14 protein-coding genes are annotated in these 13040 nt (G+C 64.5%); 6 read left to right on the top strand and 8 right to left on the bottom strand.

The window, feature by feature from the left end; translation table 11 throughout:
- Positions 1–71: 71 nt before the first annotated feature.
- The 8 genes from EPO61_01575 to EPO61_01540 form a co-directional block, all read right to left on the bottom strand.
- Positions 72–1544: a formate dehydrogenase gene (locus EPO61_01575; protein ID TAJ10527.1), complete on the bottom strand. Its 1473-nt coding sequence runs from the start codon at positions 1542–1544 to the stop codon at positions 72–74.
- Between the two features lie 64 nt (positions 1545–1608).
- Positions 1609–2061: a formate dehydrogenase gene (locus tag EPO61_01570; GenBank protein TAJ10526.1), complete on the bottom strand. Its 453-nt coding sequence runs from the start codon at positions 2059–2061 to the stop codon at positions 1609–1611.
- Positions 2058–3431: a hypothetical protein gene (locus tag EPO61_01565; protein ID TAJ10525.1), complete on the bottom strand. Its 1374-nt coding sequence runs from the start codon at positions 3429–3431 to the stop codon at positions 2058–2060. Before EPO61_01565 ends, EPO61_01570 begins: the two co-directional genes overlap by 4 nt.
- Entirely contained in the window at positions 3415–3693 is a 279-nt protein-coding gene (locus EPO61_01560) for a DUF2934 domain-containing protein (GenBank protein TAJ10524.1), read from the bottom strand. Before EPO61_01560 ends, EPO61_01565 begins: the two co-directional genes overlap by 17 nt.
- Before the next feature lie 29 nt (positions 3694–3722).
- Positions 3723–4646 (bottom strand): universal stress protein, encoded by a 924-nt coding sequence (locus tag EPO61_01555; protein TAJ10523.1) that lies wholly within the window; start codon positions 4644–4646, stop codon positions 3723–3725.
- An 18-nt stretch (positions 4647–4664) separates the two neighbouring features.
- Positions 4665–5045 (bottom strand): hypothetical protein, encoded by a 381-nt coding sequence (locus tag EPO61_01550; protein TAJ10681.1) that lies wholly within the window; start codon positions 5043–5045, stop codon positions 4665–4667.
- A 68-nt stretch (positions 5046–5113) separates the two neighbouring features.
- Positions 5114–5629 carry a universal stress protein gene (locus tag EPO61_01545; GenBank protein TAJ10522.1) on the bottom strand — a complete coding sequence of 172 codons (516 nt, stop codon included), beginning with the start codon at positions 5627–5629 and terminating at the stop codon, positions 5114–5116.
- A gap of 11 nt (positions 5630–5640) precedes the next feature.
- Positions 5641–6300: a hypothetical protein gene (locus tag EPO61_01540; protein TAJ10521.1), complete on the bottom strand. Its 660-nt coding sequence runs from the start codon at positions 6298–6300 to the stop codon at positions 5641–5643.
- A 605-nt stretch (positions 6301–6905) separates the two neighbouring features.
- Between EPO61_01540 and EPO61_01535 the strand changes: the two genes are divergently transcribed.
- The 6 genes from EPO61_01535 to EPO61_01510 all read left to right on the top strand — a co-directional run bounded on the left by EPO61_01535 (position 6906) and on the right by EPO61_01510 (position 13016).
- Positions 6906–7136, top strand: coding sequence for a hypothetical protein (locus EPO61_01535; GenBank protein ID TAJ10520.1), 231 nt, complete (start codon positions 6906–6908; stop codon positions 7134–7136).
- Between the two features lie 45 nt (positions 7137–7181).
- Positions 7182–8126 carry a magnesium transporter gene (locus EPO61_01530; protein TAJ10519.1) on the top strand — a complete coding sequence of 315 codons (945 nt, stop codon included), beginning with the start codon at positions 7182–7184 and terminating at the stop codon, positions 8124–8126.
- Positions 8127–8285: 159 nt separating this feature from the next.
- Positions 8286–8942, top strand: coding sequence for an alpha/beta hydrolase (locus EPO61_01525; protein TAJ10518.1), 657 nt, complete (start codon positions 8286–8288; stop codon positions 8940–8942).
- A gap of 291 nt (positions 8943–9233) precedes the next feature.
- Positions 9234–10580 (top strand): efflux RND transporter periplasmic adaptor subunit, encoded by a 1347-nt coding sequence (locus tag EPO61_01520; protein ID TAJ10517.1) that lies wholly within the window; start codon positions 9234–9236, stop codon positions 10578–10580.
- 136 nt (positions 10581–10716) lie between these two features.
- Positions 10717–11949: an FtsX-like permease family protein gene (locus EPO61_01515; GenBank protein ID TAJ10680.1), complete on the top strand. Its 1233-nt coding sequence runs from the start codon at positions 10717–10719 to the stop codon at positions 11947–11949.
- A gap of 128 nt (positions 11950–12077) precedes the next feature.
- Complete coding sequence (locus EPO61_01510) at positions 12078–13016, top strand: DUF4384 domain-containing protein (GenBank protein TAJ10516.1); 939 nt, start codon at positions 12078–12080, stop codon at positions 13014–13016.
- Positions 13017–13040: the final 24 nt, after the last annotated feature.

Genomic DNA, 13040 nt, shown 5'->3' with positions numbered 1-13040 from the left:
GTATCTCCGCGTCGCTCTTCTTCCGCATCTTCCGGTCTCCGCGTCTCCCCCTCGCCCCTTCTCCGCGTCGGTTACCGGAACTCATCCGGAAAATGTTCGATCGCCGTCAGGACCGGATAGGGCGCCCGCTGGCCCAGCGCGCAAAGACTGGCCCCTTTCATCGTCTCGCCCAGATCGGCCAGCAAGTCGAGGTCTCCCGGCCGGCTGCGGCCCGCCTGGAGCTGCTCGAGAATTTCGCGGCTCCGCACCGAGCCGATCCGGCAGGGCGTGCATTTGCCGCAGGATTCGTCGGCCGTGAAGGCCATGAAATGACGGGCCAGCTCCACCATGTCGGTCCCGTCGTCGTAGACCACGATCCCGCCATGCCCGAGAATCGCCCCGGCTTTGCTGAACGCGTCGTAACAGATGGGAATGTCCAGGCGGGAGGCGGGAAACAGGCTGCCCAGCGGTCCGCCGATCTGCACCGCCTTGAAGCGGGCGCCGGCAGCCATGCCGCCGCCGAACCGCTCGATGACCTCGGCCAGCGTCGCGCCGAAGGGAATCTCCACCAAGCCCGGTTGCTTGACCCGGCCGCCGATCTGCAGCGCCATCGTGCCGCGTGACCCCTCCGTGCCGAGCGACGCATGCCAGTCGCCGCCCCTGGCCAGAATGCTCGGGACCGTGGCGAAGGTCAGAACGTTGCTCACGATCGTGGGCTTTCCATAGAGGCCCGACAGGGCCGGGTAAGGAGGCTTGGCCCGGACCACGCCCCGTCGTCCCTCCAATGACTCCAGCAACGCCGTTTCCTCGCCGCAGACGTAGGATCCGGCGCCGACGAAGACCTCCAGATGGAACCGACCGCGCTCGTCCGTCAACCATCCGGCCCGCTCCGCGGCGGCGATCGCCTCGCGCAAGGTCCGCGCCGCCGCCGGATATTCCTGGCGACAATAGATGAACCCGCGCGTCGCCCCGATGGCTCGCGCACAGATCAGCATCCCTTCGATCAGGCGGAAGGGCTCACCCTCCATGATCATCCGGTCGCAATAGGTGCCGGCATCGCCTTCGTCCGCGTTGGCGACGACATATTTCTGGTCCGCCGCCGCGTCCTTGGCGACCTGCCATTTGCTCCACACCGGGAAGGCGGCCCCGCCACGCCCGCGCAGGCGGGAGGTCTTCAACTCTCCGATAATGGCGTCAGGTGAAAGGCTGCCCGCCCGCTCCAGTCCCTGCCATCCGCCAAGAGATCCGTAGTCCTCGAGCGCCAGGGGTCTCGTCATCCCGAAATTGGCGAAGGTCACCCGCTGTTGGTCGGCGAGAAAGGCAATGCGGTTGACGGGAGTCCCGCCGATCCCGGCAAGGATGTTCGGCAGGTCATCGGGCGTGGCGTTGGACCAGGCCATCCGGCCGCCGGGCAGGTCTCGTTCGACCAAGGGCTCGAGGAAAAAAGCCCCGCGGGCGGACGTTCGCACCAGTTCAAGGCCAGGGGCGCTCGCCCAGGCTTGCGCCAATCGTTCCGTGCCGGCGGCGCGGGCCGAGGTGTCATTGGAAAGGTAGAGGCGCGTCATAAAAGGCTTTCAGCAATCAGCGGTCAGCCTTCAGCCAGGAAGCTGAAAGCCGAATGCTGACGGCTCATGGATAGCTATCCAGCAGCGCTGGGACCTGATCCGGGCTCACTCGGCCGACCACCTCTCCATCCACCATGAGGCTGGGACCGACCGCGCAGTTCCCGACGCAATAGACGCGCTCCAGCGTGAACCGGCCGTCCCGGGTTGTCTCCCCCACCTCGATCTTCAGGTGCGCGCGCACGCGTGCCAGCACCGTGGCGCCATGGTTGGCCATGCAGGATTCTCCCAAGCAGACCCGGATCACGTGCCGTCCCGGCTTGGCCGTCCGCAGCTCCGGATAGTAGGACAGGACACCGGCCACGTCCGCTTCGGTGACGTCCAGGGATCGGGCGATCTCGGGAATGGCGCCCGGCGATACGGAACCCAGAGTCTCCTGTATCTCCAACAGGGTGTGCAAGATATTGGGGGGGCTGGTTCGGTGACGGGTCAGGATGGCTGCCAGGACCGGTTCGCTCATACGTGGACCTCGGGCAGTCCCAGATGCGCCCGCAGCCGGTTGTAATCGTAGCCGGGCTTGCCGGTCCGGCGACGGGCCAAGTCTTCACGCTCCAGTTGCTCGATGAGCGCCGCCACCTGTTCGCGTTGCTGCGGGTGGGTCGCGGCATGGCGAGGAGTCTGCCCTCCCAGGGCCGGCGCCGGCCGCTCGGCCCATTCCAAATAGATCGATTCCAAGAAGGTGCTCAGGAGCCGCTGCTCTTCCTCGAGCGGGACCACCAGGGATCGGGAAGGGGGCGTGTCCATCAAGAGATCCATGGCCGGCAGCTCATGGTTCGGCGGCTGGGTGCTCTCTCCCCGGAAATGAAGCGAGAACCCACAGGTCGAGGCCAGGACATGCTTCAGGGAATCCAACCTGGCCTTGGCATCGGCCTCGACGACCAGTTGCGTCGGGGTGAGCGTCAGCCGCGCGACCATGACGGCTCGGCCCTGGTCGTCGGACTCGTGCTGCGTCCAGACGGTCCGGCTGTCCGTCCCGTTTTCGCGCTCGTCGGGCTGTAAGTCCGGCTGCTCCGCCAGTTGCTGCGCCAGGAAACGATAGTCATGGTGGTCATAGAGGGCCACCGCGTAGAGCAGCGGCTTGCCTTGGACCGTCCGATATTGCAACCGCTCATCGGCCAGTATCAAGGTCCCCAGCCGAGCCTGGGCCACTTGCCACAGCAGGATATGTCCGTAGCCCTTGGCGAATTCCTGCCAGTCGCCGAGCGCGAAGGTGCCGGACTGGGCTTCCATGGCGCGCCGCCACTCATCCGCGCCGCCAAAGATCGAGCGGGCGACCATGGCCGACAGCACCAGGGCGACGCCCGGCAGCACGGAACGATCCGGCAGGCGGATCAACCGGGTGAGCAGGACTTGCCCCGCTTCCACGGTGGCGCCGAAGGGGCCCGCCTCGACGATAAATTCCTTGCGTTCGCCGAGCGAGCGCAGCGCCAACGTCCCCCGACGCCCTTCGCCGGCCGTCGAGACGATCTCCAGCAGATCCATATAGGAATGGCGAAGCGGGTCGAGCCAGGCTCGCTCTTCCTGTGGAACATGGACCTCGATCATGTCCCGCACCTGTTCGACCAGCGACAGCTGTCCGTCGGTCGGGAAATAGTCGGCGTAGACATACAGGTTGGCCAACGCGAGTTCTTCCGCCAGGGGCGCGATCGGGAGCATGCGCGCATATTCGGCGTAGGGGCGAAGGGCTTGGCCCAGGGCGGCGGCACGTTGCAGCTGGAATCCCGGCTCCTGCGCCACACGCTCCAATCGAGCGAGCAATGAGGCCAGCGACGGATCGAGTGGAACGTCGGCTTCCGGCCTTGCCGTCGGGGGATCACTCGCGGGCTTCATGAATCTCTTCCATCACCTGGGTCTCCGCGTCGAGCCAGTCTTCCATGTCGTGTCCTGCTCGTCGGCCCCGTTGCTCCCAGAATTCATAGGCCTTTCTGGCGATCCGTTCCCACATGCCGTCGGGCAGCTCCATCGGACGACCGGGCGGATTGCCGGGTGGAATGACGGGTGTGGACGGAGGCCGACCGGGTGTCGGGGCGACCTTGGTGCGGGCACCGGGCTTGGCAGCCGGTTTTTTGGGCTGTGTCTTCTTGATGGCCATGCAGTCCTCTCATACCGAATCAAAGGGGGCTAGTGCCGCTGGTGCCCCGGGCTGAACTTCGGGCTTTTGACGGTCAAGACGGGGCAGGGAGCCCGCCGGAGCACGGCTTCCGCGACGCTGCCGCCGGCCAGGTGCGCCAGGCCTCGCCGTCCATGAGTACCCATGACGATCAGATCACAGGCCTGGTGCCTTGTCCAGTCCAGGATGGAGTCGGCCGGCGTGCCGCCGCGCACGAGAGGCTTCACGGCCAATCCCTGCGCCAGGAGCGGTGCGGCCAGGTCCGCCAAGCGAGCCTCCAGCCCGGCTCTGGTCTCCCGCGCATCCCCCCCGATCGACAGCGTGAAATCCAATCCGTACGCAACCGGCTCTATGACATGCAGGAGGGTCAGCGCCGCGCCGAATTGTTTGGCCACCCGCGCCGCATATTCGAGCGCCTCGAGAGAATGGTCGGAGAAATCCACCGGAACCAGCAGGCGCCTGATCGACGGGAGCGCGGCCTGCGGCCGTGCCGGTTCTCTTTGCCTCCTGACCGTCAGGACGGGGCAGGGAGCGGAGGCGATGACCCGCTCCGCGGTGCTGCCCAACAAGACATGGGCCAGGCCCGTTCGGCCGTGGGTTCCGAGCACGACCAGGTCCGCGCCGGCTTCGGTGGCTTCTTGCGCAATCCGCAGGCTGGGGATGCCGGTCACGTGGCGGGATTCCCCCGCCAGCCCTCGCCGGGCGAGCTGCGCGCGCAGGTCTGTCAATTGTTGCTCCGCGTCCTTGCGCAACTGTTCCAAATACACGTGATTGACCGGCAGCTCCGGGTCCATGCCCGGTTGGAACTCCAGGACATGGAGGATCGCCAGGTCGGCCTTCCAAGTGGACGCCAACAGCAGGGCATAGTCCTGCGCCAGGGCCGCGCAATCGGAAAAGTCGGTCGCCAGAAGGATGTTTGTGATCAGCGGTGCCATAGCCAGTCCGGCCGCCCGTCAGACCGTGCCGGCGGTCAACAGGAGCAGTTCCCCTTTCATCTGCGGGTGGATCGAACATCGGAACTCAAAACGGCCGGGCCGTTCGATCGTGAACCGAAGGGAGGCCTCCTTGCCCGGGTCCAGATAGACCCCTTCAATGCCATGCCCATAGGGAATCACGCCGCCGATTTCCGCGCGGGTCATGGTGCGCTGGAACATGGCGGAGCCGAAATCGTGCCGGATGTCGTCGGTATTGCGCACGAGGATCAGCGTGGGGACGTTCAACTGGAGCGGCACCTGCTTGGTCAGGAACGTCGAGTCCTTGATCGTCACCTCCACAACTTGTTCGGTCTGTGCGCCGGCCGGAACGAACAAGCCCCCCACGAGGCCCGCGACCATCAGGAGTCGGAGCAGCCGGCGGCGGGAAGAAAGCGGAGCGTGAAGGTGTCGTGCGTGCGTTGTCTCCATCATCGTGCCTCCTTGAGCCGTTCACCCGGCCGTTGAATCGGTTTTGGTCTGCTCGGCAGGGGGACGCACAGGACCGGACAGCCGGCCGTCCGCACGACTTTTTCCGCCGTGCTGCCGAAGAAGATTTTCTCGACCCGCCCGCCCTGCCCCCCGTAACTGCCCATGACGACGAGGCCGGCCTGTTCGCTGCGGGCCACTCGCGCGATCTCTACAAAAGGCGACCCTTCCGCGAGCAGTCTGGTGATGGACAGGCCCTTTGCCTCGTCCGACCGGAGCAGCCGCCTGGCGTTCAAGCGGGCCTGATGCCGAAGCCGCCTCTTCTGCTTCGCCTCTTCGGACGGCAGGGCCAGTCCCAATTGGTTTAGCCGATCGAGAGCCGACATGTCCACCACGTGCAGCAGCACAATCTCCGACTGATAGGCACGGGCCAGCGACAAAGCCACCCGAAAGGCCTCTTCGGAGCAAGGCGAAAAATCCACCGGCACGAGTATTTTTGGAAACAACGTTCCTGCCATGGCGTCTCCTCTTAATAGGCCGGTTCGGGTTGTGGTGCCGGATCACCGCTCAGGAGGCACGCAACCAGGTCTGCGAAACTGTCTCGCCAGCTGTCGCTCATAGGAAGGACCGTGACGTCCGCCCGCGACTCCAGCGAGAGCAAAAACGCCTCATCCCGCCCGCCCAGGCTCATCGTGGCGAGGACATTCTTGTCCGAGGTAAAACAATCCACCAGCAGCCGGCGAAACAGAGCCGACCCGCATTGCAGGGCGCCCACCTCATCAAGCACGAGCAGCCCGGCCGCGTCCGCCCGCAGCGCTGTCTCGAGCAGCGGGACCAGCTGCCGGTCCACTGTCTCGCGAGTGGCGGCAGGCAGCGTCCTCGCGACGCCGTCCGACAAGAGGACCAACTCCGCGTGCGACCGAAAGAGCCCGTCCTTGACCACCTTCGTGTAATAGCCGTTTCGCCTGGCGCCCGTCCGGAGCGCGATCTCCTCGACGAGCCTGGTCCGATCCGTTCCCGCCGGACCGATGATCAGTACGTTACGCTTGCCCCGTCCGGCCGACGCGGACGCGGCCTCCCGTTGGTACTCCAGGCAGTGAAAAGCCTGTCCGCCGGGCATCTGATACTTGCCCTGACAGGTGTCGCGCTCCGTACAGAGTACGCACAGTTTTCGTTCGTTGCCGGCCACAAGCACCTCTCTCTCAACAGAGTGAGCAAGGGTGGTGCCACGATGAGCAGAGAACAAAGAGCCGATGGCTGATGGCTAATAGCTTGAAGTCAAAGGCCTTTCTCTCCTGCCATACGCCATCAGCTATAGGCTCTTGTGACTTTCGTCCCCTGCCGGGGGAGTCCTGCTACAGTCGGAAAGATGGCCCTGTAGCGTTAGACCACAATCACCCAACGAGAAACGATGAATGATGAATGTGGAATGGGGGAATGTGAGTCCGTTCGTGCATCATTCATCGTTCTGCATGCATCGTTTTCGAGTGGCACCACTTTTGCTCATCCCTTTATGGCGACAGGGCCGGGAGCGAAGTCGACGGGGAGGACAAGATGACGCGTGCGCAATGGTGGCTGCTCGGCGCGGTGCTGCTCGGTGTCGTCATCGTGATCTACTTCGTGCTGTTCTGTCCGACCGAATGCCACTGAAGGGATCGGAGGATTGCCAAGATTGACGATTTGGAAGAATTGCCAAGATTATCGGAATCCGTCAATCGTCAATTCCGTGTAATCATCAATCGTGGCAATCACCCAATCCTGGCAATCGTCAATGCTTGAGCTGGAGGAAGGACGATGCGCTGCCCACGTTGCCGCGGACTCATGGTGGTGGACCATTTCACGGACATGCAGCTCAGTAGCGGACCCCTGTGGCTGCGGGCCTGGCGCTGCGTGAGTTGCGGGGAGGTGATCGAGCCGGGCATAGCCCAACACCGGCTTGCGCAAGGTTCTCGCCTGACCCGTTTCATCCGGCGGCTGAAGCGGCGGCCGTCCAGGATCGCCGAATCGGTCCCGCTGGGTGTGTGAAGACACGGCCCACGGATTGCGGTCACGATCCAACCACAATCGCCTATGCCGACAGCCGCCGACCTGATGACCCAAGCGGTGCCGCGGGCGCATCCGACCGATACGGTGGGAGCGGCCCTGGCGGCCATCCGTCGGTCCCGCTCCGAGGAAGCCGGCCATCTCTACCTGGTTGACGATCAATCTCGGCTGGTCGGCCAGGTCCCTATCGAAGCGCTGATTCTCGCCGAGCCAGGCGATCGACTCGACGGGTTGCGCGGCGACCCGCCGGTGGAAGTCCATCCGGAAGACAATGCGGAATCCGTGGCGTTGACCGCGGTCGAGCGGCACGATGCGGACGTGGCCGTGGTCGATGCCCGGCGCAGACTCATCGGCGCCATTCCCATCGGCCACCTGCTGGCGCAGCTTCACCAGGAACACATGGACGATCTGCTGCATATGGCAGGGGTCGACCCGGCCCATCCGCTTTCCACCAAACAGGACGGCATCATCGAGTCGTTCAAAGCCCGGATGCCCTGGCTGGTCCTGGGATTGGGCGGGGGGTGGCTGGCCGCCGGAGTGGCCAGCCTGTTCGAAGCGGCCCTGGAGCGGGAAATTGTGCTCGCGTTCTTCCTGCCGCTCGTGGTCTACATGGCCGACGCGGTCGGGACCCAGACCGAAACGGTCCTCGTGCGATCCCTCGCCTACGGCAAGGTGCCGCTCGCCGCGCAACTGCTGCGGGAAGGATGGCTGGGCCTGCTGATCGGAGGGACGGTCGGGGGGATGGCGGCAGCAGGACTGCTGGTCTTCGATGGACGCGGATTGTTGGCGGCCGTGGTGGGGATCACGCTGGCGGTCACGGCCCTCGTGGCCACTCTGATGGCAAGCCTGCTCCCCCTGGGGTTTGTGCGGCTGGGGGCGGACCCGGCGCTGGCCAGCGGGCCGATCGCGACGGTCCTCCAGGACATTCTCAGCGTGGGCATCTATCTCAGCATCGCCACGGCGCTGCTGTGACCTCTTCGTAACCTGACGCGGAGCGGGAAAAGAGACACGGGGACACGGAGATGGGGGGACGCGGAGAAGGGGCGAGGGGGCGACACGGAGATCGCCGCGTCACCGTGTCTCCCCGTCACCGCGTCTCTCGGTAGGAAAAGACTGCCGACGACAATCTCCATGACTCATCCCTTCAACATGCATTCGGTGACCATCGCGGCGGACACGGTCCGGTTGGCGGGCGACCTGGGTCTTCCGGAGAAGCCCACAGGCGTCGTCTTGTTTGCGCATGGGAGCGGCAGCGGGCGGCTGAGCCCGCGCAACCGATTCGTCGCGCGGACGCTCATGGAAGGAGGCCTCGCCACGCTGCTGCTCGATCTGCTGATGGACGAGGAGGCCGACGACCGGCGGAAGGTCTTCGATATCGATCTGCTCGCCGACCGGCTGATGGTCGCCACGGACTGGCTGGCCCGCAATCCGGCCACGAAAGATCTGCCGCTCGGCTATTTCGGGGCCAGCACCGGAGCCGGGGCTGCGCTCCAGGCTGCGGCCCGCGCGCCCGAGTCGGTGACCGCGGTCGTCTCGCGCGGCGGGCGGCCCGATCTGGCCGCGCCGTTCCTGCCCGACGTCCTGGCTCCGACCCTCCTGATCGTCGGCGGCGAGGACGGACCGGTGATCCGGATGAACGAAGAGGCCCTGGCCCTGCTGACTTGTCCGAAGCAACTCGTGATCGTGCCGGACGCCACACATCTGTTCGAGGAACCGGGCACGCTCGAACAAGTGGCCGATCTCGCCAAGCGGTGGTTTCTGCGACACCTCGGAAGAATTGACAATTGAATGATTGCCAGAATTGCCATGAGTGACGGACTCTGACAATCTTGGCAATCACCCAATTCCTGGCAATCAATATTTTTGGCAATCGACAATTCTGCGCATTCGTCAATCGTCAATATGGTTCTGCCCCGCTCTGCCGCAGCCGCGGGCCTTGGTCTGGGGCAATTCTCCTCAATCTGTCGAAGCCCCGATTCGGTCCGTGGGGCCGCACGTCTAAGTTCTTTAATCTGTTAGGTTTTATGCGATCCGAACGCCGCGAGTCTCGGCACTTGTCTTGCTCTCTCCTCATGGGAGATGGAGAAGGGTACGGTAAGAATGCATCCCGAGGACAAGACATCGGCGGCGGATGGCCTCCTTCCGGAAACCGGGGGGCCGGTCGTCACGCAGTCGGAACTCGTGCCGGCGGCGGAGCCGCTTCGTCCCCTCCCTGTCTCCCCTGCGCCTCGACCGCCTCTGCGTAAACGTCTCCGATGGGGGGTGCTGCTCTCGATCGCCGGCATGGGGATTTTTGCCGGCCTTGCCCTCTGGTGGTGGCTGGCGTCGGATGACCAACCGATTCGCTACAAGACGTCGCTCGTCGACCGGGGTCCCATCAGCGCCTTCGTGACCGCCACCGGGACGGTCAACCCTGTGATCTCCGTACAAGTGGGCAGCCAGGTGAGCGGGAAGATCAAAATGCTCTATGCGGATTTCAACTCGGAGGTGACGCAAGGGCAGGTCATCGCGCAGATCGACCCGGCGATCTTTCAATCGCGCGTCAGTCAGGCTCGGGCGTCCCTGCGAAACGCCAACGGCGCGCTGGTCAAGGCCCAGACAGCCCTGGCTCAGCGCAAGCTCGAGCTGGATCGCATGACGATCCTGCGCCGGCAGGAGTTTGTGACCCAAGCGGACCTGGACCTGGCCAAGACCAACTTTCGCGACGCAGAGGCGCAGGTGGAGATCGTCCAGGCTCAGTTGGATCAAGCCCAAGCAGCCCTGTCCAACGCCGAGCTGGATTTGGGCTATACCACGATCTATTCGCCGGTCAAGGGGATCGTCGTGTCGCGCAATGTGGACGTCGGGCAGACCGTGGCGGCCAGCCTGCAGGCCCCCACGCTCTTCGTCATCGCCCAGGACCTGACCAAAATGCAGGTGGACGCCAACGTGAGCGAATCGGATATCGGCGGCGTGGCCGAGGGGAAGGAGGCCAGTTTTACCGTGGACGCCTACCCTAAGGAACCGTTTACGGGACGCGTGACCCAGGTCCGGAACGCCCCGATCAGCATTCAGAACGTGGTGACCTACGATGTGGTGATCGAGGTGGACAACCGCGCCCTCAAGCTCAAGCCCGGCATGACGGCGAACGTTTCGATCGTGACGGCCCGGAAGGACGAGGCCTTGCGCGTGCCCAACGCGGCGCTGCGGTTCAAGCCGGTCGGGACGCCCATCGAAAAAAAGAAAACGGACGTGTGGCTGCTCGACAGCCAGGGCCGGCCGCAGGCCGCCTCCCTCAAGATCGGCATCGCGGACGCGCAGTTCACCGAGGTGCTGGAGGGACAGGTCCGGCAGGGCGATGCCGTGATCGTCGGCCTGGAGGCATCGGAAGGGAAGGACCAGAAGAATCTGCCGCCCGGCTTCGGCATGGGGCCGCAGATGCGGTGAAAAAAGAATTGACGATTGATGAATTGCGCAGAATTGTCGATTGCCAAGATTGTCAGAATCCGTCACTCATGGCAATCCTTCAATCTCGGCGATTCTGGCACTCATGGCAATTCTGGCAATCGTCAATGATCCAATCATGCAATTCCTGTTGATGACCATCCAGGTGGCGTTTCGCGTGCTGGCCCGCAATCCCTTGCGGGCGGGACTCACGATGCTCGGCATCATCATCGGCGTGGGGGCGGTGGTGGCGATGGTGAGTCTGGGGCAAGGCGCCACCGCCTCGGTCCAGTCGCAGATCGCCGGCCTGGGCACGAACGTGCTCATCGTGATCCCCGGCGCCACTACGGTCAGCGGCGTGCGCAGCGGGTTGGGGGGCATGTCCACGCTGACGGTCGGCGACGCGCGGGACATCGAGAAAAAAATCGACGGGGTCTCCGCCGTCACCTATGTCACCCGCGCCGTGCTCCAGGTCGTGCACGAAAACAAGAACTGGAGCACCGTCGTGCTCGGCGCGAACGAGACCTTCTCGGAGATTCGGGACTGGCCGGTGGCCGAGGGGACTTTCTTCACCCAGTCGGACGAAGACAACGGCGCCAAGGTGGCGGTCCTCGGCAAGACCGCCGCGGAGAACCTCTTCGAGCGAGGCGAAGAGGTCATCGGCGCGCAGATCCGGATCAAGAACGTGCCGCTCCGCGTGATCGGCCTGCTGGTGCCGAAGGGGCAAACCCTGACGGGCCAGGATCAGGACGACACCGTGGTCATCCCCTTTTCGACGGCGGAGCGCAAGGTGCTGGGCACCAAGTTCCTGGGGACGGTGGGGGTGATTCTTGTGGCGACCGCCAAGCGGGAGCAGGCGGCCACGGTGGTGCCGGAGATCAAGGACCTGCTGCGGGTGCGGCATCGGCTGCAGCCGGCCGAGGAGGACGATTTTACGATCCGGACCATGGAGGACATCGCCAAGACCCTGGCCGGGGCAAGCCGCACCATGATGCTGATGCTGCTCAGCGTCGCCTCGATCTCGCTGCTCGTGGGCGGCATCGGCATCATGAACATTCTGCTGGTCTCGGTCACGGAGCGGACGCACGAGATCGGCATCCGGATGGCGGTGGGGGCCAAACGCCGGCACATCCTGTTGCAGTTTCTCGTGGAAGCGGTGATTCTCAGCACGCTGGGCGGGATCGTCGGCGTGTTCGCGGGCATCCTGGGCGCGCGCCTGGCCACGACCATCGCCGGCTGGCCGATCATCGTCTCGCCGCAGGCGGTGGCGATCGCGTTCCTGTTCTCGGTGGGGGTCGGCATTTTCTTCGGCTTGTACCCGGCCAACAAGGCTTCGCGGCTGAATCCGATCGACGCGTTGCGGTACGAATGACGCGAAGAAGGGATGAGGGGGCGACACGGGGACCGGAAGATGCGGAAGAAGAGCGACACGGGGAAACGAGGTCGCCGTATCTCCGCGTCGCCGCGTCTCCCCGTCGAGTCAAGAAGCGCTGAACGCTGATGGCCGATAGCGAAGAAGGGAGGGGCTCGATGCTTGCAGGGTACAGAGGTTGGATCGTGTTCGTCGTGATCGCCTGCGCGCTGCTCGCGGGCGGTCCGGTCGAGGCCGCGAGCCTGGAGACCGTCAACGGGGACGCCTGTTACCAGTACGGGGACCGGGAGAGTCTGCTCGAAGCGAAAACCATGGCCCTGGGCCTGGCCAAGCAACGGGCGATCGAAAGCCATCGGGTGTTCGTCGAGTCCTCGACCACGGTGTCCAACTATCAGCTCACCGAAGACGTCATCAAAAGCCTGAGCCGTGCGTCGCTGCGCAACATGAAGATCCTGAAAGAGGAGCAGGAAGGCCGCAAGATGTGCGTCGCGATCACGGCCCAGTTGGATCCGGCCGACGTGGCCGCGCTGATCAACCAGCGGGTGAATGCCAAGGAAACGGCCAAGGCGGCCCAAGTGCCGCTGCTGAGCGGCCCCTCGGCCTTTCGCCTGAAAGTCTGGACCAACAAGGAGCCGGCGGCCTTTCGCGAGGGCGAGCGGCTGGTCATCTACGTCTGGAGCGAGCGGGACACCTATCTCAAGCTGGACTATTACCAGGCCAACAGCGAGGTGGTGCACCTGGTGCCGAACCTCTTCGCCCAGCAGGCGCTGATCCGCGCCGGACAGACCTACGCCTTCGGCGGTCCCGACAGCCCCTATGAATTTCTGGTCAAGGCTCCCTTCGGCGCCGAAGCGATCAAGGCCCTGGCCGCTACCCAGCCTTTCGGACGGGAACTAACGGAAAGCCAGGCCACGGCCGATGCCCGTCAGTACCTCAAGGACATTCGGGGCGGCGTGCGCGGGATCGAACTGAAGGCCAAAGCGCCGACGACCGGATCAGGCGGCCACGGCGGCGGCCAGGAGTTGGCCGAAGCCGTGATCCAGCTCACGACGCAGGAAAGAGAGTGACGATTCAAAGGAATTGACGATTGC

Source organism: Nitrospirota bacterium (assembly GCA_004296885.1).
Classification (GTDB): domain Bacteria; phylum Nitrospirota; class Nitrospiria; order Nitrospirales; family Nitrospiraceae; genus SYGV01.
This window is presented reverse-complemented; position numbering and strand designations above follow the sequence as displayed.